This is a genomic window from Rhodococcus sp. JS3073 (assembly GCF_026810085.1).
Lineage (GTDB): Bacteria > Actinomycetota > Actinomycetes > Mycobacteriales > Mycobacteriaceae > Rhodococcus_F > Rhodococcus_F wratislaviensis.
The window spans coordinates 8,058,353-8,079,136 of sequence record NZ_CP113951.1 but is presented as its reverse complement, the minus strand read 5'-3'; the positions used below and the strand labels follow the sequence as shown (position 1 = coordinate 8,079,136).

At 66.4% G+C, this 20,784-nt stretch carries 24 protein-coding genes and 2 pseudogenes; 11 read left to right on the top strand and 15 right to left on the bottom strand.

Going from position 1 to position 20,784, the window contains the following annotated elements:
* Positions 1-27: 27 nt before the first annotated feature.
* From OYT95_RS36850 to OYT95_RS36815, 8 genes are all read left to right on the top strand, one after another.
* The gene (locus tag OYT95_RS36850) at positions 28-1,074 is read left to right on the top strand and encodes an amidohydrolase family protein (RefSeq protein ID WP_268790423.1); all 1,047 of its coding nucleotides are present in this window, start codon (positions 28-30) and stop codon (positions 1,072-1,074) included.
* A complete protein-coding gene (locus tag OYT95_RS36845) occupies positions 1,071-1,814 on the top strand; it encodes an iron-sulfur cluster assembly protein (RefSeq protein ID WP_128638444.1) in 744 nt (247 codons plus the stop codon). Before OYT95_RS36850 ends, OYT95_RS36845 begins: the two co-directional genes overlap by 4 nt.
* Complete coding sequence (locus tag OYT95_RS36840; protein WP_268790422.1) at positions 1,811-2,836, top strand: NAD(P)-dependent alcohol dehydrogenase; 1,026 nt, start codon at positions 1,811-1,813, stop codon at positions 2,834-2,836. The genes OYT95_RS36845 and OYT95_RS36840 overlap by 4 nt, the downstream gene beginning before the upstream one ends.
* Before the next feature lie 42 nt (positions 2,837-2,878).
* Positions 2,879-4,528 (top strand): chaperonin GroEL, encoded by a 1,650-nt coding sequence (gene groL, locus OYT95_RS36835; protein ID WP_268790421.1) that lies wholly within the window; start codon positions 2,879-2,881, stop codon positions 4,526-4,528.
* A 98-nt stretch (positions 4,529-4,626) separates the two neighbouring features.
* Positions 4,627-4,953: a putative quinol monooxygenase gene (locus OYT95_RS36830; protein ID WP_037231914.1), complete on the top strand. Its 327-nt coding sequence runs from the start codon at positions 4,627-4,629 to the stop codon at positions 4,951-4,953.
* A 122-nt stretch (positions 4,954-5,075) separates the two neighbouring features.
* Positions 5,076-5,396: a hypothetical protein gene (locus tag OYT95_RS36825; RefSeq protein ID WP_268790420.1), complete on the top strand. Its 321-nt coding sequence runs from the start codon at positions 5,076-5,078 to the stop codon at positions 5,394-5,396.
* A gap of 95 nt (positions 5,397-5,491) precedes the next feature.
* Complete coding sequence (locus OYT95_RS36820) at positions 5,492-7,240, top strand: sigma-54-dependent Fis family transcriptional regulator (RefSeq protein ID WP_268792313.1); 1,749 nt, start codon at positions 5,492-5,494, stop codon at positions 7,238-7,240.
* 158 nt (positions 7,241-7,398) lie between these two features.
* Positions 7,399-7,644: a hypothetical protein gene (locus tag OYT95_RS36815; RefSeq protein WP_268790419.1), complete on the top strand. Its 246-nt coding sequence runs from the start codon at positions 7,399-7,401 to the stop codon at positions 7,642-7,644.
* A 376-nt stretch (positions 7,645-8,020) separates the two neighbouring features.
* Here the strand turns inward: OYT95_RS36815 and OYT95_RS36810 are convergent, their stop codons facing one another.
* Positions 8,021-8,317 carry an antibiotic biosynthesis monooxygenase family protein gene (locus OYT95_RS36810; RefSeq protein WP_268790418.1) on the bottom strand — a complete coding sequence of 99 codons (297 nt, stop codon included), beginning with the start codon at positions 8,315-8,317 and terminating at the stop codon, positions 8,021-8,023.
* 76 nt (positions 8,318-8,393) lie between these two features.
* On the opposite strand from OYT95_RS36810, the gene OYT95_RS36805 reads away from it, so the two are divergent.
* A complete protein-coding gene (locus OYT95_RS36805; RefSeq protein WP_235214339.1) occupies positions 8,394-8,672 on the top strand; it encodes a hypothetical protein in 279 nt (92 codons plus the stop codon).
* A 12-nt stretch (positions 8,673-8,684) separates the two neighbouring features.
* Here the strand turns inward: OYT95_RS36805 and OYT95_RS36800 are convergent, their stop codons facing one another.
* The 5 genes from OYT95_RS36800 to OYT95_RS36780 form a co-directional block, all read right to left on the bottom strand.
* Entirely contained in the window at positions 8,685-9,617 is a 933-nt protein-coding gene (locus OYT95_RS36800) for an NAD(P)H-binding protein (protein ID WP_268790417.1), read from the bottom strand.
* Positions 9,618-9,959: 342 nt separating this feature from the next.
* Complete coding sequence (locus OYT95_RS36795) at positions 9,960-10,577, bottom strand: TetR/AcrR family transcriptional regulator (protein WP_037231904.1); 618 nt, start codon at positions 10,575-10,577, stop codon at positions 9,960-9,962.
* 26 nt (positions 10,578-10,603) lie between these two features.
* A complete protein-coding gene (locus tag OYT95_RS36790; protein ID WP_052033116.1) occupies positions 10,604-11,125 on the bottom strand; it encodes a GNAT family N-acetyltransferase in 522 nt (173 codons plus the stop codon).
* Between the two features lie 485 nt (positions 11,126-11,610).
* Positions 11,611-11,826 carry a hypothetical protein gene (locus OYT95_RS36785; RefSeq protein WP_268790416.1) on the bottom strand — a complete coding sequence of 72 codons (216 nt, stop codon included), beginning with the start codon at positions 11,824-11,826 and terminating at the stop codon, positions 11,611-11,613.
* A gap of 254 nt (positions 11,827-12,080) precedes the next feature.
* On the bottom strand, positions 12,081-12,698 hold the full coding sequence (locus OYT95_RS36780; protein WP_245973240.1) for an Lsr2 family DNA-binding protein: 618 nt from the start codon (positions 12,696-12,698) through the stop codon (positions 12,081-12,083).
* A 317-nt stretch (positions 12,699-13,015) separates the two neighbouring features.
* Here OYT95_RS36780 and OYT95_RS36775 point away from each other — a divergent pair, with 317 nt between their 5' ends.
* A complete protein-coding gene (locus OYT95_RS36775) occupies positions 13,016-14,236 on the top strand; it encodes a L,D-transpeptidase (protein ID WP_268790415.1) in 1,221 nt (406 codons plus the stop codon).
* Positions 14,237-14,254: 18 nt separating this feature from the next.
* Here OYT95_RS36775 and OYT95_RS36770 read toward each other — a convergent pair whose 3' ends face one another.
* The 5 genes and pseudogenes from OYT95_RS36770 to OYT95_RS36750 all read right to left on the bottom strand — a co-directional run bounded on the left by OYT95_RS36770 (position 14,255) and on the right by OYT95_RS36750 (position 17,395).
* Positions 14,255-14,473, bottom strand: coding sequence for a hypothetical protein (locus OYT95_RS36770; protein ID WP_268790414.1), 219 nt, complete (start codon positions 14,471-14,473; stop codon positions 14,255-14,257).
* 162 nt (positions 14,474-14,635) lie between these two features.
* Positions 14,636-15,614 (bottom strand): annotated as a pseudogene (locus OYT95_RS36765) (M23 family metallopeptidase).
* Between the two features lie 171 nt (positions 15,615-15,785).
* Positions 15,786-16,181, bottom strand: a complete 396-nt coding sequence (locus tag OYT95_RS36760; RefSeq protein ID WP_268790413.1) for a J domain-containing protein — start codon at positions 16,179-16,181, stop codon at positions 15,786-15,788.
* Between the two features lie 400 nt (positions 16,182-16,581).
* Positions 16,582-16,905 (bottom strand): hypothetical protein, encoded by a 324-nt coding sequence (locus tag OYT95_RS36755; protein ID WP_268790412.1) that lies wholly within the window; start codon positions 16,903-16,905, stop codon positions 16,582-16,584.
* Between the two features lie 67 nt (positions 16,906-16,972).
* Complete coding sequence (locus tag OYT95_RS36750; RefSeq protein ID WP_037231944.1) at positions 16,973-17,395, bottom strand: Hsp20/alpha crystallin family protein; 423 nt, start codon at positions 17,393-17,395, stop codon at positions 16,973-16,975.
* An 87-nt stretch (positions 17,396-17,482) separates the two neighbouring features.
* Between OYT95_RS36750 and OYT95_RS36745 the strand changes: the two are divergent.
* A pseudogene (locus OYT95_RS36745) lies at positions 17,483-17,890 on the top strand (MerR family transcriptional regulator); the annotation flags it as partial.
* 594 nt (positions 17,891-18,484) lie between these two features.
* On the opposite strand, the gene OYT95_RS36740 reads toward OYT95_RS36745, so the two are convergent.
* The 4 genes from OYT95_RS36740 to OYT95_RS36725 form a co-directional block, all read right to left on the bottom strand.
* A complete protein-coding gene (locus tag OYT95_RS36740; protein ID WP_128638433.1) occupies positions 18,485-19,279 on the bottom strand; it encodes a GvpL/GvpF family gas vesicle protein in 795 nt (264 codons plus the stop codon).
* A complete protein-coding gene (gvpJ, locus tag OYT95_RS36735) occupies positions 19,276-19,641 on the bottom strand; it encodes a gas vesicle protein GvpJ (protein WP_268790410.1) in 366 nt (121 codons plus the stop codon). Before gvpJ ends, OYT95_RS36740 begins: the two co-directional genes overlap by 4 nt.
* Before the next feature lie 254 nt (positions 19,642-19,895).
* A complete protein-coding gene (locus tag OYT95_RS36730) occupies positions 19,896-20,306 on the bottom strand; it encodes a PAS domain-containing protein (RefSeq protein ID WP_037231898.1) in 411 nt (136 codons plus the stop codon).
* A 254-nt stretch (positions 20,307-20,560) separates the two neighbouring features.
* Positions 20,561-20,782, bottom strand: a complete 222-nt coding sequence (locus OYT95_RS36725) for a gas vesicle protein GvpG (RefSeq protein WP_268790409.1) — start codon at positions 20,780-20,782, stop codon at positions 20,561-20,563.
* Positions 20,783-20,784: the final 2 nt, after the last annotated feature.

Genomic DNA, 20,784 nt, shown 5'->3' with positions numbered 1-20,784 from the left:
CCATCGATTGAAACCGGAGCATCCAACATGTATGAGAAGAACGGCGAGAAGTATTTCATCGTGGACGGCCACGTACACGTCTGGGACGCCCGCGAGTCGAACCAGAAGAACGTGCACGGCAAGCAGTTCATCGATTGCTTCTACGACTATCACAAGAATCTCAGCCCCGAAGAGGTCGTGTGGGACTACGACACCTACACGTACTACGGCAGCGAACGCTTCGAGCGTGACATCTTCGTGGAGGGATACGTCGATCACGCGATCTTCCAAGCAACCTTGCTCAGCGACTTCTACCACAACGGATTCGGGCGAACCGACGAAGCACTCGCCCTGGTCGCCAAGCACCCCGGCAAACTGACCTACAACCACGCCTACGATCCCCGCCACGAGGAGGCCGGGCTCGAACAGCTCCGCAAGGATGCCGACCGGATGAACCTGCAGGGCGTCAAGCTCTACACCGCCGAATGGCACGGCGACTCCCGCGGTTACAAACTCGACGACAAGTGGTCGCGGCGCTACCTCGAGGAGTGCATCACGCTGGGGATCAAGAACATTCACGTCCACAAGGGTCCGACGATCCGCCCCCTCGACCGCGACGCCTTCGACGTCTCCGACGTCGACAAGGTCGCCACCGACTACCTGGACCTGCGATTCGTCGTCGAGCACGTGGGGTTGCCGCGGCTCGAGGACTTCTGCTGGATCGCCACCCAGGAGTCGAACGTGTACGGCGGCCTGGCGGTGGCCCTGCCGTTCATCCACACCCGGCCCCGCTACTTCGCCCATATCATCGGCGAGCTGCTCTACTGGATCGGAGAGGACAAGATCCTGTTCGGCAGCGACTACGCGCTGTGGACCCCGAAGTGGCTGATCGAGAAGTTCGTCGACTTCCAGATCCCCGAGGACATGCAGACCGAGTACGCCCCCATCACCGCCCCGCAGAAGCAGAAGATCCTCGGCCTCAACGCGGCGGCGCTGTACGACATCGACGTTCCCGCGGACCTCCGACTGGCCGAGCCGGCCGGGCAGGAAGGTGTGGAGGTCGCTGCCGGGGCGCGGGAAACCGTGTCGTCATGACCGCCGCCGTTGTCTGCACCGACCAGGACGTCCTGATGGCCCTGTCGACGGTCACCGACCCGGAACTGGACGAGCCGATCACCGATCTCGGCTTCGTCCGGTCGGTCACCCTCGACGACGGCGGGGTGACCGTGCACCTGCGGCTGCCCACCGCGTTCTGCTCGCCGAACTTCGCCTACCTCATGGCCTCCGACGCCCTCGACGCCCTGCGCCTGGTCGAGGACATCGGCGAGGTGCGGGTGCTGCTCGACGACCATCACGACAGCGACAAGATCAACGCCGGCCTCGCGGCCGACGCCGGATACGTCGGGACGTTCGGCGCCGAGGCGGAGGACAGTCTGCACGAATTGCGCCGAACGTTCCGGTCCAAGGCGCACGCCGCGGCGATGGAGCGGTGCGTCGAGGCGCATCTGAAGACCACCGATGTGGGTGTGAACGAGATCTACCGACTCACCCTCAGCGACCTCGCTCCCGGACAGGCCAAGGCCGCGCTGCTGCGTCGCCGGATCGGCATCGGGTTGAGCATCTGCCCGGCCAGCCGGGTGTTCGTCGACGACGACGGCAAGCGCATCCCCCCGGAGTCGGTGCCGATGCGGCTGCGCTTCGCCAAGTCGGTGCGAATCTCGATGGAAGGCAACGCCCACTTCTGCCGGGGCCTGCTCGCCACCCGTTACGCCGACAGCGAATCCGTCGGCGCCACACCGCGAATCACCAACCTCAGAACCAGGAGTCCGCGATGAAGGCCGTGCAAGTGGTGGGATACCACACCAAACTGCAGCTCACCGACATTCCCGAACCCACCATCGAGGGCCCCCTCGATGTCATCGTGCGCATCGGCGGCGCGGGCGTGTGCCGCACCGACCTGCACATCCTCGAAGGACAGTGGGAGGCGAAGTCCGGAGTCGCGCTGCCGTACACGATCGGCCACGAAAACGCCGGCTGGGTCCACGCCGTGGGCGACGCCGTCACCAACGTGACGGTCGGCGACAAGGTGATCCTGCACCCGCTCATCACGTGCGGACTGTGCCGGGCGTGCCGTTTCGGTGACGACGTCCACTGCCAGAACAGCACGTTCCCCGGCATCGACGTCAACGGCGGGTACGCCGAATATCTGCGCACCACCGCCCGCAGCGTGGTCCGGATCGACGACTCGCTCGAACCGGCCGACGTCGCCGCCCTCGCCGACGCAGGTCTGACCGCCTACCACGCCGTTGCCAAGGCCGCGAGAACGACTCGGCCCGGAGACGTGTGCGTGGTGATCGGGGCCGGCGGACTCGGCCACATCGGCATCCAGGTCCTCAAGGCGATCTCCGGCGTCACCGTGGTCGTGCTCGACCGCAACCCCGCGGCCGTCGAACTCGCCGTGAAGATCGGCGCCGACCACGGCATCGTCGCCGACGGCACCCACATCCAGCAGGTGCTCGACCTGACCGGCGGTCGCGGCGCCGAAGCCGTCGTCGACTTCGTCGGCGAGGGCGGCGCGACCCGGGAAGGGATCGCGATGCTGCGCCGCGCCGGGAATTACTACGTCGTCGGGTACGGCGAGAACATCGACGTCCCGACGATCGATGTGATCTCCACCGAGATCAACTTCATCGGAAATCTCGTCGGCTCCTACAACGACCTCCAGGAGCTCATGACCCTTGCCGCCCAGGGCAAGGTCACCCTGCACACCACCCGGTACCGGCTCGAGGACTTCCAGCAAGCACTCGACGATCTCGATGCCGGCCGGGTGCGCGGCCGGGCGATTCTCGTCCCGTAGCACTCCGCATCCTCCGCTCGAAGCACGAAAGGAACATCAGCCATGGCAAAAGAGCTGCGGTACAACACGGACGCCCGAGCGCGGCTCGAACACGGCGTCAACGCCCTCGCCGATGCGGTCAAGGTGACCCTCGGCCCCAAGGGGCGCAACGCGGTGCTCGAAAAGCTCACCGGACCACCGACGATCACCAACGACGGCGTGACCATCGCCCGCGAGATCCAGCTCCGCGAACCCTTCGCCAACATGGGTGCCCAGCTGGTCAAGGAAGTGGCGATGAAAACCAATGGTGTGGTCGGCGACGGCACCACCACGGCAACCGTGCTCGCCCAGGCGATGGTCCGCGAGGGTCTGCGGGCCGTCGACGCCGGCGCCAACCCCATGCGGGTGCGGCGCGGCATCGAGCGGGCCGTGTCCGCGGTCGTCGACTCCCTCCGCGAGCAGGCCTCCCAGATCGGGGGGCAGAGCGATCTGCAGCGGATCGCGACCCTCGCCGCCAGCGACGACGAAGTGATCGGGCACGCCATCTCGAGGGCCGTCGACTACGTCGGCAAGTCCGGGGTCGTCACCACCGAGGAGAGCGACACCCTCGGGCTGTCGGTCGACATCGTCGATGGCATCGAGTTCGATCACGGGTACATCTCCGGCTACATGGTCACCGACCCGGAGCGGATGGAAGCGGTGCACACAAATCCGCTGATTCTGCTGACCAACAAGAAGATCACCCAGGTCCAGGACATCATGCCGAGCATCGAGGTGGCCAAGCGCGCCGACCGCCCCCTGGTGGTACTGGCCGAGGAAGTCGACGGGCCGGCCCTGCAACTGCTCGTCGGCGGCAACATGCACAAGACGATGCAGTCGGTGGTCGTCCGGGCCCCCGGATTCGGGCACCGCCGCGTCGCCGAGCTCGAAGACCTCGCAGTGGCACTGGGTGGGCACGTGATCGCCAAGGACACCGGCATCGAACTGTCCGAAATCGGTGTCGAGCATCTCGGTTCGTGTGACCGCATCACCGTGACCGAAAACGAGACCACGATCGTCGGCGGGCACGGAGACCAGCGCCTGCTCGACGCCCGCATCGCCCAGCTCGAGTCCCAGCACGAGCGCGCCAAGATCGAAGCGGACCAGGAAAGCCTCGAACTGCGCATCGCCCGGCTCACCGGTCGGGTTGCCGTCATCCGCGTCGGCGGCGCGACCAGCGTCGAGCTCAAGGAGCGGATGTTGCGAGTCGAGGACGCCCTGGCCGCCACCCGCGCCGCGGTAGAAGCGGGCATCGTCTCCGGCGGTGGCACCGCGCTGGCGCAATCACACCGGGCTCTGGCCGACCTCGCCCTGGCCGGCGACGAGGCCATCGGATGCGACGTCGTGCGCCGCGCCCTCCCCGAACCGCTGCGCTGGATCGCGATCAACGCAGGATTCGACGGCGACGACGTCGTCGAGGTGGTCGCCGGTCTGCCGCTCGGGCACGGTTTCAACGCCCTCACCGGTGAATACGGGGACATGTTCGACGACGGAGTGATCGATCCGTTCAAGGTCACCCGCGCCGCCCTCGAAAGCGCGGCCTCGATCGCGGCACTTCTGATCACCACGGAAACCGCTGTCGTGGAAGAGGTGCTGGGCAATCCCGGTGCCATCATGGCACCCGGCTTCGGCGATCTCGCCGAAGGCATGGTTCGCCCGTCGAATATCTACTAGAGCAAGCCAGTGGGTCACCGCCTCGACGGTCTTACGAGGCGGTGACCCACTCCCCCGTTCCGGCGGTGAGGAATCCGTCCGAAAGAAAGTGAGTCATTGTGATTTTCATCGTGGTGAAGTTCAAGGTTCTCGACAAGTACCGGAACGACTGGTTGCTCGTCACCCAGGAGTTCACCGACGCGACCCGATCCGAACCGGGCAACCTCTGGTTCGAATGGCACCGCAGCGCAGACGATCCCGCCGAATTCGTGCTGATCGAGGCGTTCCGGGACGGGCAGGCCGGCTCGGACCACGTCGCCGCCGACCACTTCCGGAAGGGTTTGGACGCGATGCGCCCGGCGCTGAGTGAGACACCGCGAATCATCCATACCGACCTACCCGGCACCGACTGGTCCCGCATGGGCGAACTGGAGATCAGCCGGTAACCCGGTCCGGTGCACAACCTGACGAAATACATCACTGTGGAAGGACAAGCCATGACCGTGGTCAGGACCAGCCCCGCGGCACCGTTCGACCCCACCGAACTTCTCGATTCGGGGCGCGCGATATGACGCCCACGAAACCACATGTCCGGTCGAAGCGGGACGACGACATCGTCGTGGAGTTCGGAAACCGGTGGGCGTTGTTCGGCGGCGGCAGCGCCGAAGACATCTTCGTCACGTTCGGGTGGACCGAGGCACAGTACTTCGAACGCCTGCAGGTCTTGGCAGGGCGCCGTTTCCCGCCCCTCGACGACACCCTCCGGCAGCGTCTTCTCGCCGTGTGCGCCGCGCGGCTGCAGCGAGTTGATCATCCCCCTTCCCGAGCGGCGAAAGGCCACGTCGATAACCGCGAATCCCGGCCGACGACGCGGCCGTCCCCGCACTGACGTCGACCACCCCGTCTCATATTGAGACCCGTCTCACAACGAGACGACGTAGTCTCAACTACGTGAGCGGTGGAGAATCGGGGCGTAAACACAGCATGACCAGCAAGGATCTACAGAGGGCGCGAGAGCTGTTCCTCGCCGACGACGACCTCGACAGTTCCGTTCGCCAGCCCATCTCGTACTCGTGGCAGCGATCGAAGTCGCTCAAGGTGCGCCCGGATCAGCTCGACCTCCCGTTCGTGCGAGAGCCGAACCTGGACTGCCCTCTCGTTGCGGCCGCCGAACCCGTCTTGCGGCAGCTCGCGGACGGACTGGTCGACGAACCGGTGAGCGTCATCCTGACCTCGGCCGACGGAGTGATCTTGACCAGGATCACCGCCAGCCGAAGACTCAATCACACACTCGACGACGTCCAACTGATACCCGGTTACAGCTACTCGGAAGAATTCGCCGGCACCAATGGCATCGGCACCACACTCGAAACCCGTCAGCCCACCCTGGTGACCGGCGCCGAGCATTACGCCGACTGTCTCGGGCAACTGGCTTGCGCCGGTGTCCCGATCACCCACCCGATGTCCGGCGCCCTCGTCGGTGCACTCGACCTCACCGGCTGGGTCGAGGACGGGGGCCCCCTACTGGCCACCCTCGCCAAATCCGCCACGGCTCAGATCGAAGGCCGCCTTCTGGCACAGGCCAGTGCAGACCAGACCGCGTTACTCAACGCCTATCTGAAGGCCTGTCGGCGGTCACCCCGAACAGGAGTGTTGGCGCTCGGAGACGATGTCGTGCTCGTCAACCGAAAACTACGCGTGGCGCTGGATGCCCAGGATCAGGGCGCTTTGCTGGAACACGCCGTCGATCTGAGCGGCGCGCCCGCCACCCAACGACACATCGTCGCCCTGCCCAGTGGGCAGACGGCCCGGCTGTCATCGGTAGAGGACTTCGGGCCCGGCGCTCGGAGGCAGATGGCCTTGTTCTACGTACATCTGCTCGAGATCCCCACCTCGGGATCCCCTGCTCTCGAGAGCATCCGCGTCTTGCCCGGAATCACCGGCAGCAGCGCGTCCTGGCGCCGTAGTTGCCAGCAAATCGCCCGCTGCGCGCGCGAGCAACAGTGGGTCACCGTCTCCGGCGAAGCCGGAAGCGGCCGCGGATCAGCCCTCAAAGCTGCTGCCATCGAACATATTCCCATCCGCACACGGATCTTCACAGTGGCCGAACTCGCAGGCGACAGCGCCGGTCTGCCGGCACTCGAACAGGAACTCGGACAAGACCGATTCAGCGTCATCCTGCGCGACATCGACCTCCTCGGCGAGTCACAGCTGCGGACAGTCGCCGACCTCGTTCAAGGACGCGAACACGCAGGATGGATCGGCGCGACCATCGGCGGAACCGGTCACAACACCGACCTCGACAACCTGGTCCTTCCCCACTTCAGTCATACCGTCACCATGCCCGCGCTGCGTCATCGCATCGACGATCTTCACAGTTTGGTACCGCATCTGCTGAGGCAGCTCGGTCGCGGCGCGGACTTGTCGCTCTCGCCTGCGGCGATGCGTCAACTCTGCAAGTACAGCTGGCCCGGAAACGTCACCGAGCTCCGGCAGGTTCTGCACGAGGTGGTCCAGCGTCAGCGCTCCGGTGTCGTCGAGGTCGAGCAGCTACCCCCGATGTGCCGCGCTCTGAGCCGACACACACTCACACAGATCGAAGCCCTCGAACGCGACGCCATCGTGCGCAGCCTCGAAGAGAACCACGGCAACAAGCGGGCCGCAGCAACAGCTCTCGGCATCTCCCGGGCCACCATCTACCGCAAGATCAAGGAATTCGGCATCGACATTTGAAGTCGTCCGCCCCCCAGTGTCAGGAAATGAGACGGCCGCCACACCCAGTCCGGCGGATCATGAGGTCAGACAGAAGTTCCCACGCGGATCAGCAACTCGTTGACGGGCAACCATTTTCGAGTACAGGTACGCGACCGGGACCGACGTGAGGACGACCCATGAATACGAACCCATCTGCCGCGGCTACCCACTCGGCATTCCCCGGCAGCACCACCTCCCGGGTGTGGTTGGTCGCCGCGCTGGCGCACACTTGCGAACCTGCCGACCGCCCCGCGGTACGTGACGATCTGATGCGGACCTGGGTTCCGGAGCCGGGCAGCGGGTACCGCACCCACGACGGCCGTCGCCGGGCCACCTGGGCGCAATTGCACTCCCGGTTCGATCTCGTCGAGGTGACCCCATGACCACGTCCTGCGCGATCCGGCCCGCGCCGGGCCGCCACCGCTCATCAGGGCTGGTACCGGCCCAGTCGACCACCTTGGGTGATCGACTGGCCTGGGAAGACGCTGCCGAGGATGCGCGGCGGTTGTCCCCCGACGACCGGACCACGTGCCCGCTGCACCGACGGTGGATCCACCACTGCGTCGCGTCGCCGACGCACGTCAACGCCGTCACGCGACACAGGTGGTGCCGCCAGTGCGCCGTCCCGCTCACCGTCACTGTCGACGAAATCGCACAGACCGTCACAATGGTCTGCCCGTCCTGCGGTGACGGCGGCAGTCCCGCCACCACAAGGCTGGTGTCCGCGTGTTGCGCCAGCCTCGGCGAGGCGTCGAATCATCACACTTCGCGGACAGGCTCGTAGTGCTCCACGAGTGGGAAGGGCTCGTAGAAGTGGTGCAGCAACTCCTTCCATTGCTGGTACTCGCTCGACCGACGAAAGCCTTCGGTGTGGTCTTCAAGTTCTTCCCACTCGACCAGCAGGAGGTAGACATTCGGTCGCTCGAGGCCGCGTGACAACCGTAGTCGCAGGAATCCGGGCATCGACGAAATGATCGACTCGGCCTGCCGGAACGCAAATTCGAACTCCTCGACCCTCGCGGGTGCCACGGACAGCAGTGCGTGTTCCACGATCATCAGGACAGTATGCGACGTGATCGCATCCAACGCGTGGCGCAGGTCGAGCGATGCGCGGTGACGTCGCACGACGGGAATGCACCGCGGCGGATTCCGTCGCACAATCGAAAGGAGACGAACCACAACGGCCGGTCAGACCACCACCATCAGCGTCGGCGCCGACGGCAACCTCACCGGCCCCATCCGAAGCAACCGGGAAGACACGGTGGTGGCCGTGACCGCCGCGGGCGGGTTATGGGCGCTCGGATCGGGCGGCATCGTCCTCGTCCCGGCACTCGTACACGCGGTGTCGACCCGGACCCGGATGCGGCAATGGGTGTACGAATGGACTCGGCTCGACGCACCACCGCGATAACCCTGGCCCGTACTACCCGGAGGCAGCCGACTTCGAGAACAGCTCGCGGTGTGCGGCGACGTACTGCTCGACCGACTGCGCGGGCTCGCCGGTCACGTCCTCGACGTCGGTGGTCAGCCGGTTGTAGCGATCGTCGCGGTGCAGTGCGGCGACCGTGAGGAGGTGTTGCACGGTGTGCGAGGAGATGCCGGGCACCGCGCCCATGATGTCCACGAACGTTCCGTAGGGCAGATCGGATCCCGTTACCGGCCGACCCAAGCCACGGGTGTACTGCTCGGCGAGTCCGTCTATGTCCAGGACGGCGGGACCGGTCAGCTCGTAGACCTGCCCGACACGGCCTGCTGGATCCTGAAGAATGGCGGCGATGACACGGGCGACGTCGGTGGCGGCGACGGGCGACGTCCTGCCGGTACCGAACGGCAAAGCCAAAACACCGTGTTCGGCGACCGAACGGCTCGCCACGACGGTGAACAGCGGGTTGTCCAGGAAGACCGTGGGTCTGACATGGACGACGGGCAGACCGGACCAGTTCATGATGCGCTCGGCGAGCCAGTGCAGTCGTTGGTGCCGCGACTCCGCGGTGCTGGTCGACGTCATCTGCGACACCGTCATCTGCGACATGTTCACCAACGCCTCGAGGTCGCCCCGCTCGTCGGCAATCGCGCAGACGACAGCGGCGGCCTCCAAATAGTCCGCGGAGACGCTCATGTTGAAGAACACCCGCGTCACGCCCGCCAGCGCCGCAGCGACGTCTCCAGGTCGGGTCAGATCGCCAACGACGATGTCCGCTCCCAGCTCCCGTAAGGCATCGGCGCGGCCGTCGTCGCGATGAACCATCGCCCGCACGGGCTCGCCACTGCGCAGCAGCAGCTCCGCGACCAGCCGGCTGATGCTGCTGTAACCGCCGCCCACACCGGTCATCAGGAACGGCGCCCGGTCACTCATGACCGAATCTCGCTGTTCGCGTCAGTCGGGAGCCACGACTGCCCCGCTGATATGGAATGCGCGCTGCGGCCATCAGGGACCTCCTGGAATTTCGCTCTACTGCGACGTTACGACAGGAGAGCACGCACTAGCCACCCACCGAATAGGACACGTGGCTCCCGGATCGCTCGCGAACACACCCCGACACCGGAGCCGTGGGTGCGGTTCGGTGATCCGGCGGGCTCAGTGAAGAACAGATCCACCGGGATGACGGTGTGGCGCGGTAACCCGGCCCCGGGCAGGGTGGGTTGCCACAAGTTCCAGCCGCACCGTCGATGCGATACCCGTTGCCGTGCAGGGTTTTCAGGATCGGTAATGATCGTCGGACTGGGCGGTGTGCAGCGCGGTAAGGATGTGATCGACCGCGGCCGTTGTGCGTTGCGCGTCGCCGGTGGCCAGCAGGTCCAACAACGCACCCCGCAGTGCGGCGAGCACACTGGTCCGTTGATCGCGCGCACGAGCGGTGCCGCGCGTGTGTTCCGGTTGCGCCGAGGCGAGGACGTCCAGCCAGTCGGTCACGGTCGCCTCGGCGAATTCGTTCCATGGTCCGGTGGGGTCGGTCAAGGATCGGCCGTAGGCCTCGACCCATAGGGCGAGCATCGGCCGGTGTGCGTCGGCCACGAGCCACGACCACACCGTTCGGGCGACCTGGAAGATCGCCCCTGGATCGTCTTCGGCGTCGCGACGTATCTCGTCGAGGAAGCCCAGTTCGTCACGGCGGGCGCGCGCCAGTATCGCGCGTATCAATCCCTCCCTGCTGCCGAAGAGATACAACAGCACCCGCGGACTCGACCCGATTGCTGCTGCCAGGGGCCGCAAGGTGAGCTCTGCCAGCCCATTGGCCATGACGTAGGCGTGCGCGGCATCGAGCAGCTCGATATGACGGGCCGACGCCGAGCCGGCGGGCCGTTCATGCGCCACACGATCTCCGCGTTGTTCTCGGTTCACTAGAGTTCTCGTGACCAGCACTGTTCGACGAGGTCCTGTCCGAAGAGCCGGCTGCTCGTTTCGGAGTCCAGCTCGAAGCCGGCCGCCTGATAGATGCGCCGCGCCGACGACAGAGTGTCGACGGTCCACAGGCCGATACGGCGGTATCCGGCCTGCCGAGCGAAGTCGACGCACGTATGGACGAGTCGACGCCCGAGCGCGTGTCCTCGCGCCTTCGGGTCGACCACCAGCACACGCAGTTTCGCCGAGACGTCGTCGTCGCCGTGGGTACAGAACACGCAACCCACGCGGGCGCCGTCGAGTTCGGCAATCCATGCCGCTTCACGCTCGTCGTGATTGCGTGCGTACTCGGCCACCAGTTGCGCCACCAGCACCTCGATACCACTGTCCCAACCGAACTCGTTGGCGTACACCTCACCGTTGGCCTGGATCACCCACCCCAGATCGCCCGGCGCTCCCAGCGGTCGAATGGTGACCTCAGTGGCGGCCTCGCCCTCACCGGCCACGTGGGTCTGATGCATCACGTCCTCCTCGCTCCGATCGCACAACCAAGCACTGAAACGATCGTTTCAGCACTTTAGCATTGCAGCCCGGATCGCGGAACCAACGATCCACCACCGCCGGCCCCGCTCACGTCGATACAGCCCCCGCACCACCTGCCGCCGCACTCGTCCCGACCTCGGCGAACTCGACAGCCACGTCGGCAGCTGAGCCGACCTGCCCAATTCGGACACAGCGGCTCCCACCGAACCTGTGCGAAGCCGCCGCCGCGCGCCACCTCACCGACAGGTACGGCACCGATCCCGTCCGCTGGTAGCCGGTGCGTCACCTGATGCCCTCCTCACGGGCGAAACAACCGCCGCCGAAAGCGGTAGCCCGACCCACCAGCCCACCGCGAAGATCGCAGGGTTCCTTGCGGTGTCGAGGCAATGTGCCACGCTGTCGTGCGCTGCCCCGACGACGCACCGGTGCAGCGCACGCCAATTCCCGGTGGCATCCCGGCCGATCAGCAGGCAGCGCCGGTCGATCCCGGGCCCCGAAGATAGTCGATCAGCGTGTCGAGGACGGCTTCGAGATCCTCGACACTGCCCGTCGACCGCAGGACCTGCACCCCACCCTGAATTCCCGCGATGAATGCGGACGCGGTGCGCGGCGCACCCACGCCGGCCCGGATCTCACCTGCCGCCCGCATCGCCTCGATCCCTGCCGCGACTTGAAACACTGCCTGTACGCAGGCTTCTCATGCACGGTATTGGCTCGAGCGTTGATCATGCGTGAGCCGATCTTCGGATAACGTTCCCCGGCTCGTCGTCGAGGCGTGACGACCGCACATACCGATAGCGTGCCACGGAGCCCCTGCCGGGCGAAGGATAAACCCAGGGAACGGGCCCACACAGAGTCCGCCTCCGGCCACGGTTCGAAATGATCAGCTCGTGGGCCTGGTACCCGTGGCTCTACCCATCGGGGGTGAGGTGGTTAGTGGGCGACGCGGAAGGCGTGCTCGATGTTCGTGGGTATGCGACCGCGCGAGGAGATCTCATAGCCTTCTTGCACCGCCCATTGGCGGATCTCTCTGGCCGTGCTTGCACTCCGGGCATGTTTACGGGGACGGCGTCTCGGCGCTTCCTCCTGCTCGGGTGGGTAGGGCGCGGTGCTGTCGTCGGTCTCGCCTCTCCTCTCGACCTGCTTCTCTTCTTCGACCTCCGACAGCCTTCCGCCCTCACCTACCTGCTCGCCCGCCGCGGACTTGCTATCCGCCGCGCGCTCTTCTTCGCTCTCCGGCGGCTCGTCGACGTGGGAGTCGCGGATCTCGCCCGACCCGCGCGGGATTCCGGCAACCGCGTCCTCGTTCCCCGCCGGTTTCTCGCCGCTCGCTAGGAGTCGGCTGTTCAGCGATTCGATACGCGAGCTGGCCGCGGTGACTGCCGCGGCTTTCGCGGAGTTCATCAGGTCAGCCCGAATTGTCTCGCCGAGTTTGACGATCTCAGGGGAATCGGTCAGCTTTGCGGTCCAGCCCCTCAACAGGTATCCCGCCCCGGCGGCCGCCGACACCAGCCAAATGGTTTTCATCGTCTTCACCCACTGTGTTGGCACCTGGGCACCTCGGCGTCGCGGGCAGCTGGTGCCGGACGGGGGTGCGTAAGCCGTGCTTACCCCAGGCTGAGGCGCTTAATCATCAGCACGGAACGCCGACAGGCGGTCGGCGGCACCGATGCGGCAGATGGGGAGCCAGCGGTGTTCGAATACAACCGCGACACCCCGTTCACCTGGTGGAGGTGCTGTCCACGGGCATGGCGCCACCTAGGTCGAACCCGCCGAGGGCGAAGGCCGCTGCCGCGAACCGCCCTGGTGACCGCCGTCGCACAGCGACTGCACACGCCCGGACCCTTCCGCACGGGAGAATCACTGTCATGCACGCCCGTCGCCGCCCCGGTCACCTCACCGTCGTCCTCGCAGTCCTGCTGCTCGCTCTCGCCGCCGCCTGCGCACCCTCCACCGACCAACCCGCGGGACCGGCCACACCGCCGCCGGGACCGGAGATCACCGTGTCCCCGGCCGACGGCGCTGCCGCGGTCAACCCCACGGACCCGGTAGCGGTGAGCACCACCGGTGGCACCCTCGAGACGGTCACCATGACCAACGACGAGGGACGGGTGGTCGAGGGCATCTTCACCCCCGATCGCATGTCCTGGAAACCGGGAGTGCCCCTCGGCTACGGCCGCACCTACACCCTCGCGGTCACCGCGGTCGGCGACCAAGGTGTCCGGAGCGAGAAGACCAGCACGTTCTCCACGGTCACCCCCGGCAACCAAACCAAACCCACCTTCGTCACCAGCGGCGGGAACCTGCTCGCCGACGGCGGCACCTTCGGTATCGGCATCGTGATCGTCACGCACTTCGACGAACCGATCACCGACCGCGCCGCCGCTGAAAGAGCCCTGCACGTGGAGTCCACACCCCCGGTGACCGGATCCTGGTACTGGGCGGACGATCAGAACGTGCACTGGCGACCCCAGAACTACTGGGCGCCCGGCACCCAGGTCACCGTCCGCGCCAACGTCTACGGCATCGCGCTCGGCGAAGGCCTCTTCGGGCAGGAGGATGCGCAGACCTCGTTCACCATCGGTGATGCCCATATCTCCGTCGCCGACGACACCACCAAACAGGTCACCGTCACCGACAACGGGCAGGTGGTTCGCACGATGCCGACGTCGATGGGCCGGGGCGGCACCGAAGTCGTGGGCGGGCAGACCCTCTCGTTCTGGACCCAACCGGGCATCTACACCGTCATCGACAAAGCCAACCCGGTCATCATGGACTCCTCCACCTACGGACTGCCGGTGAACTCCCGCCTCGGATACAAGGAATCGATCAACTACGCCACCCGCATCAGCAACGACGGCATCTACCTCCACGAACTCGCCGACACCATCTGGGCGCAGGGCAACACCAATGTCTCGCACGGCTGCTTGAACCTGAGCCCCGACAACGCCCGCTGGTTCTACGACTTCTCCGTCCCCGGCGACATCGTCGAGGTCCGCAACACCGGCGGTGCTCCCCTCGAGCTGTGGCAGAACGGCGACTGGTCCGTCCCGTGGGAGCAATGGCAGGCCGGCAGCGCTCTGACCTGACCACACAGGGACGCGGCTTTACTCGGCGCGGGTTTCGAGCAGAGCCTCGAGGTTTCGCAGGTTGGCGGCGAAGTCCCGCCGCAGGCTCGCGGCCACCACCGGGTCAGCGAGGGCGAACAGCCCCTTCTGCTCCATCCGCATGCGGCAGCTCAGCCGGATTCCCTTGGCGGTCTCCTCGGTCAGGTAGGACACCTCGAAGCGGCCCGGGCCGAACGCACCGGTGAACGTGATCTCCACGTTCGGTTCGAAGTGAAGTCGAAGACCTCCCCGACGGGGCGGTCGATGACGATGCTGCCCTCGACGTCGATCATCACCGACCACCATTTCCACGCTGCTGCGTCACTGCAGGACCTCTGGTGCCGGGTGTTCCCTCCGGCGGCGGAGAACAGAAAGGCTTGATCAGTCGAGACCGACGATGGAGGCACCGCCCTTCGCCAGCCACTTGACCGGATCCACGATTTCCCCGTCCGAGTCTTCAATTTCGAAGTGCAGGTGCGGGCCGGTCGACTGGCCACGATTGCCGACGGTGGCGATCTGCTGTCCGGCCTTGACCCGCTGCCCCACCTCGACCAGGTTGTCGTTGTTGTGCCCGTAGGTGGTGATGGTGCCGTCGTCATGCCGGATCCGCACCCACAACCCGAACCCTTGGGCCGGGCCGGCGTCGATGACTTCACCGTCCGCGACGGCGACGATCGGGGCACCCAGTGTGTTCGCGATGTCGATGCCTTCGTGGCCGCGTCCGTTCCCGATGGTGGAGGTGACGGTGCCCGCGCTGGGTGCCACGAATTCCTTGGTCCCGGGGCGATTCCAGGTGCGCGGCCGCTGCGGGGCCGGCGTCGCGGCGGCCTCGGCCTCTCGCTCGCCGGTCGCGGCGGCGGTGCCCGTGTTCGCTTCCGGTGAAGGCCCCTCGGGTGAGGGCGCCTCGACACCGGCGGGGGTGTGGTCGAACGAGCCGGGGCCTGCGGATTCGGAGACGTCACCGAGTTGGAGTGCGGCAACCAGTCGGGGGCGATGCCGCCGTCGACGGCGCCGAGTTCGTCGGCGCAGGAGCCGAGCACATCGGATGCGGCGGATCCGGTCGCGGCGAATTCACTCAGACATCCGGCGAGCAGGTTCCGGGTGTCGCCGGACGAGCCGCTGGCATCGGCATTGTTCAGACCTGTGGCCGCGATGTTCGCGACGGTCTGCCAGCGGCTGGGATCGACCACCACGTCCGGTTGCGCGGCGTCGGTGGCCATGGTGACCGCGTCAGCCAGCGTCGCGGCGAGCACGGCGAGTCCGCGTCGCCGGGAGTATCGGCGGAGGCGGGCGGCGCTGCGATGACCACCGCGACCGCAGCCGTCGAGGCCCCCAGCGCCAGCGCGGGCAGCCTTCTCATGCCCACCGCAACTCCACGGAAGGGCCCGGCGGCCCCGAACGAGACTGAAGCGGCAACGGATGTTCCACCACCTACCTACCTGTTCACCTCGGCGGAACGACGCCCTGATGATCCTCATCGGCACCTCCCGCACGGCGGCGCGATGTCGCTGCAACCGGGTGAGTGCTCATGTCAGCGGTGCCACTGCACCGGGCTCACCCACAACCCCGTTGCGGGTGGGCCCTGCGGCGGCGGGGTACCGCGCACGACGACCCGGATGCGGATCGGGGTGGCCGGCCGGGTCGGAGCCTCCGGCCGTCGCCGAGGCTGGACATCGGATTCGGCCTCTGCCCTCTCGGTCACCGCCCGGTCATGGGCGGCGCGGTGCTCGGGATCGCGCAGCAGGGCGTAGGCGGACAGAATGCGCTGGAGGTGTTCGTCCGCCGCCGGATTGGAGGACCGGGAGCGTGTGCGGGTGTCGGGATGGTGTTCACGCAGCAGCCGCCTGTAAGCACTGGTGATTTCGGACTGGGACGCCGACGAGGACAGTCCCAGCACCTGATACGGATCCCGATTGGCGGCCGTCACGTCGTTTCGTTCCTGCGATGCGCCGGAGAAGAGGTGGTCCCGGGCATCGAGGTGCCGGAACCACCAGAACGGGCGAGCCCGACCCGCACGAAAGGCCCACCCGCTTTTCCTGATTCTCGTGAATGTGACAGGTGGGCACTGCCCCGCCCGGAACAGCCGACGAAGACCGTCTGCCACTAATGGCCGTGCGCCCCGGTCGATCCGACACAACCACCACGGATTGTTGTCGGGTGCGCGGTCGGCGCCGTCGTGTGGTCCTTTTCGTTGATCGGCGGCACCGGGCGGTGTGCCCCGGGTTCGCCGCGCCGCGCGCGAAGCAATGACAGGTGAAGGAGGCGGCAGCGGTCGAACCCCGTGAGCTGGTGCACTCGTCTGATTCATCACCCCGTTCCGAACGACATCACAGACGAAACATACTCTTGCGGATGGACTTTCCGGGTGCCGGTGGCGAACGCTGCGTGGCCCGGATCTCCGGGACCGGAGGAGCCGACACCGTCCACCCCATCGAAGCGGGAGGGAAGGGCTGCGGCGGACCGGCCGGCGCAGTCGCCAGCCGAGCGAGCAGGACCACGGCCTGCGGCGTGAGCGCGTCGGCGAGGATGCGATCCGAATCGGCCTCGAGCACTGCGTAGTCGAGCTCGTGCCACGGCCACACCACTTCGCGTGCGCCGCGCTCCGGAATTACGGTGGCGTTCACGTCGGTGACCATGTTCGCCAGTGTCATCGACAATTCACCCCTCCCGAGCCGTGTCATCTCAGTCGAGCGTTGACGGTCTCCCTGTCGACCGCGCTCAGGCGGTGACCGCCTTCTTCTCCGAATGCCCACTACTGATTTCGATCTTGCGGGGCTTGGCCTTCTCCGCGACGGGGATCGTCAACCGCAGCACCCCGGCGTCGTAATTCGCCTCGATCTTGTCCGCATCGAGGTTCTCCCCCAGGAACAGCTGCCGGCTGAACACCCCGCGCGGACGCTCGGCTGCAACCATCTCTCGGTTCTCGTCGAGCGCGGACCGTTCGGCACGCACCGTCAGAGTGTTCTTGTCGACGTCCAGATCCAGCGAGTCGGCATTCACGCCGGGTAGATCGAACTCCACCACGAACCGGTCCTGTTCACGCCAGGCGTCCATCGGCATCACCGCCGGACGGGCCGCGGTGCCGAGGATCTGCTGTGTCAGACGGTCGAGGTCGCGGAACGGATCCGTACGCATCAACATCGTGTCCACCTCCTGAAACACTCTCTTCATTCCACCAGGTAAACTCCAGCAGATGCTGTAGGTTTGGTATAGCATCTGTCATAGACCATGACAAGAGGTTGCGCGAGAAAATTCCCGATCGGAGCAGAAGTGCCCGAAAAATTCGAGCGGTACGACTCCGAATCACCGTCGCTGCGCGGCGTTTACGGCATTTCGGTAGCCGCCGAGCTGTCCGGATTCGGGGTCGCCGCGCTGCGCCTGTACGAGGACTACGGGCTGATCACCCCAGGCCGCACCGACGGCGGCACCCGCCGCTACAGCGACTACGACCTGGCCCGGCTTCGGCGCATCGCCGAACTCATCGAGGCCGGAGTCAACCTCGTCGGTATCGGCCGGGTTCTCGACCTCGAGCACCGCACGGACGAACTCGAACGCCACAACCGCCGCCTGCAAGCCGACAACGCGCAACTACGCGCCGAGCAGGATCCCGAGACCAGTACAGACCACACGAGCACCGCCGGTAACCCCGGCATCGGCAAACGCGAACACCACTGAAAGCGCCGGCGGCGCCGCTTCGGGCGCAGGACGGGCCGGGAATGGCATCAGCGACGGAATGATCGGTCACAATCGGTCGATAACACACCGAGAACAGCCGCACCGGAACGGTGAGATTCGATGCACGACAAGCGATTTCGGTCCATCCAGGTGGTGTGGGCTGGTTCCCCTCACCGAGGCGAGGGCGCCGCCGGACCCTCACCATTCGTTGGGGGTCGAGCGGCGGCCGGGCGCGCCCCCTGGCTACGGGCACCCCGACACATCGCCGAAGGCACAGAACTAACCGGCGGTCCTACGTACTGGGAACTTGGCCCGACCTATGCGGTGGTGACGTCGGTGGGTCGGGAAGATCGACATCGAGAACGAAGTCCAGCCAGGTGAGTGCGTCTGCCCGGGCTTCCGCCGGCGTAGTGATGTCAGGAGCCACCCTCCGCAGCACCCAACGCTCCGATGCCGGGTGCGGTTCAACGCGCACTCGGGACACCTCGCACGAAAGCCGGTACGTGCAGGGTGAGCACAGCCTCTGGGAACCCTGAACGACCACAGACCTTTTCGTCAGCCCTCCGGCTTCGGTGTGACCACGAAGTCGTAGGGGGCCATGGGGCCGAGGATGCGCATGGTGACCCGGTTGTCCCAGCGTTCGGCCAGGTCGCCGACCGTCCGTTCGAGTTCGCCTTGCCGGTCCACCTCGAAGAGGACCGCGAGCTGGACGGCGTCCTCATCGTGGGTGGGTTCGCGGACGGTGACGGTGTCGGTCAGCGGTGACAGCGCGTCGAGGGTGGTGCGGGTGTCCGCGTCCCGTTTGGCCTCGAGGGCTTGGCCGATGATCTCCCCTAGGGCCATTCTGGCGTCCCGGGTGAGCTCCTCGGGCTGGTCGCGGATCGTTTCGAGCAGGTCGGTGGCCTTCGGGCTCTCGTCGACGATCTCGCGGATGATGGTCTCCTCAACATAGCGGCCCTTCACCATGTACTGGGCGAAGCCCTCGAGCTCATTGAGAGCGGCAGCGAACTCGTCCTCGTGTTCGGTGAGGAGCTCGTTGATGACCGCGTCACGGTCGGACACGACGGCACCGAACCGCAGCGGCAGCACCGGGGCGACGTGCGAGGTGCCGTCGAGGATGTGGGCGTGGGCCTGCAGGTCCGCGGGGGTGCCCAGTCGTTGGTCCGGGTCGATCTCGCTGACCAACGCCGCGATGTCGCCGTGTTCGACGATCTCGATCGGGGCGTCGTGGACGCCGGAGGCGTCGTCCTCGGGTTGCACGTCCGCGGGCACGATGCCATACACATAGATCACCGCCGCCGAAGCACCCTCGTCGTTGTCGTTGTCGTCGGTGTCGTCGGCGGAGGTCATTTCCGCCTCCGCCGGGGTGCCGGTTCGCGTTCGCTTCCGGATCCGCTGAGCAGCTCACCGAGCGTCTCCCCCACGCCCTCGAGGACACCCTTGGTCTTGGACTTCGTGCTGCCACTGTCCTTGACATCGGACACGAGGTCGGACAGGCCCTTCGGTTCACTGCCGATCGCGAGCCGGTTCGCCGCCTCGGCGAAGCGCAGGTAGGTGTCGACGCTGGCGACCACGATGCGGGCGTCGATGGTGAGCAGTTCGATACCGACCAGTGACACCCGCACGTAGGCGTCGATGACCAGGCCCTTGTCCAAGATGGTGTCGATGACGTCCGCCAGGCTGCTCGAGCTCGGACCACCCGCTGTGGTCATTGCTGTGCTCCTCACTTCCGGCCCCCAGGTGTTTTCGCCTGGGCGCGCCGATCCCGACCGATCGCGAGTACCCCACCGACCGTCCTCTTGAACAGCGCCCCGACCACGGGCGTTCGCGGGTCGGCGGCGTTGGCCGATGCCGCCGACCGAGTGCGTACCGAGAACCCATGCGTGAAGGACGTGTCGTTCGAGACCTGCGCGACGCACCCTCCGGGCCCCCGGACACTGACCAGCGACCGGACACGATCGCGGCCTCACCCGAAGGTCGGCGCGTTTCCACCGTCCCACAACAGCTCGGTCACGTCCTGGAAGCAGACGAGCAATACCGGGTCGTCCGCACGTGTCAGCACGGACTTGCTGATCGCCGCCCGCACGGCAGAACCGTCTCGGTGCGTGAGCGTCACGATCGTCCCCGCCGACTGTTGCAGATCCTCTGCAACCGGCCGCGGAGGGGACGCCGTCGGGAGCAGATCTCGCATCGATCGCCCCGAGAGCACATCGTGCGGATACCCCATCATGGCCTCGAACGCGCGATTGACGTGCACGACGTGACCGTCGCGGTCGACAGCGAGCACCGGCACCGGGAGCCGTTCCAGCAGCACCAGCGCGGGAAGTCCTTCGAGGTAGCCCAGAGCGGTATCCGGATCCGCACGTCGTCTCTCCATAATGGTGTATCGAGGGTGCGGCCCCGCTGTTACCCCCGACGCTGAAACACCGGCAGCGGCGACGATCCTCGATCGGGCCACGTCGACACCCGGCCGCCGCCCCGTCCGCCCTCGCGGCCGAGGGTGTGAAGAGCAAACTCGGGCACACGACCGCGGCAGGCCTGTCCGGGACCGCGGAATCGGGATGACCACGCACCGCATCCGTCCCATCGCTACCGCACCGCGGATCCAGCGCGGCCCTGCCGGTGATTTCCCTAGGGTGATCCCGTCAACCGGTCGATGAGCGCCTGTTGCGCCTGCTCCTCCTCTTCGGCCGTGATCTCACCCCGGGCACGGGCCTCCTCGAGTTCCTCGAGCCCGCGGCGGATTGCCGCCGGATTGTGCATCTCCTCCTCGACCTGCCGCTGGATCAACTCCGCCAGCGAGATCACACCCTTCACCGGCTGGAGCGGCAGCGTGACGATGAAAGACAGCAATC

Bases quoted from the DNA above. Each gene is read 5' to 3' on its own strand.
- OYT95_RS36815 (WP_268790419.1), top strand. From the start codon at position 7,399: ATGAATACGAACCCATCTGCCGCGGCTACCCACTCGGCATTCCCCGGC.
- OYT95_RS36800 (WP_268790417.1), bottom strand. From the start codon at position 9,617: ATGAGTGACCGGGCGCCGTTCCTGATGACCGGTGTGGGCGGCGGTTAC.
- OYT95_RS36845 (WP_128638444.1), top strand. From the start codon at position 1,071: ATGACCGCCGCCGTTGTCTGCACCGACCAGGACGTCCTGATGGCCCTG.
- OYT95_RS36790 (WP_052033116.1), bottom strand. From the start codon at position 11,125: ATGCATCAGACCCACGTGGCCGGTGAGGGCGAGGCCGCCACTGAGGTC.
- gvpJ (WP_268790410.1), bottom strand. From the start codon at position 19,641: ATGACCACAGCGGGTGGTCCGAGCTCGAGCAGCCTGGCGGACGTCATC.
- OYT95_RS36810 (WP_268790418.1), bottom strand. From the start codon at position 8,317: ATGATCGTGGAACACGCACTGCTGTCCGTGGCACCCGCGAGGGTCGAG.
- OYT95_RS36805 (WP_235214339.1), top strand. From the start codon at position 8,394: ATGCACCGCGGCGGATTCCGTCGCACAATCGAAAGGAGACGAACCACA.
- OYT95_RS36850 (WP_268790423.1), top strand. From the start codon at position 28: ATGTATGAGAAGAACGGCGAGAAGTATTTCATCGTGGACGGCCACGTA.
- OYT95_RS36840 (WP_268790422.1), top strand. From the start codon at position 1,811: ATGAAGGCCGTGCAAGTGGTGGGATACCACACCAAACTGCAGCTCACC.
- OYT95_RS36730 (WP_037231898.1), bottom strand. From the start codon at position 20,306: ATGGAGAGACGACGTGCGGATCCGGATACCGCTCTGGGCTACCTCGAA.
- OYT95_RS36825 (WP_268790420.1), top strand. From the start codon at position 5,076: ATGACGCCCACGAAACCACATGTCCGGTCGAAGCGGGACGACGACATC.
- OYT95_RS36740 (WP_128638433.1), bottom strand. From the start codon at position 19,279: ATGACCTCCGCCGACGACACCGACGACAACGACAACGACGAGGGTGCT.
- OYT95_RS36755 (WP_268790412.1), bottom strand. From the start codon at position 16,905: ATGACACTGGCGAACATGGTCACCGACGTGAACGCCACCGTAATTCCG.
- OYT95_RS36750 (WP_037231944.1), bottom strand. From the start codon at position 17,395: ATGTTGATGCGTACGGATCCGTTCCGCGACCTCGACCGTCTGACACAG.
- OYT95_RS36820 (WP_268792313.1), top strand. From the start codon at position 5,492: ATGACCAGCAAGGATCTACAGAGGGCGCGAGAGCTGTTCCTCGCCGAC.
- groL (WP_268790421.1), top strand. From the start codon at position 2,879: ATGGCAAAAGAGCTGCGGTACAACACGGACGCCCGAGCGCGGCTCGAA.
- OYT95_RS36775 (WP_268790415.1), top strand. From the start codon at position 13,016: ATGCACGCCCGTCGCCGCCCCGGTCACCTCACCGTCGTCCTCGCAGTC.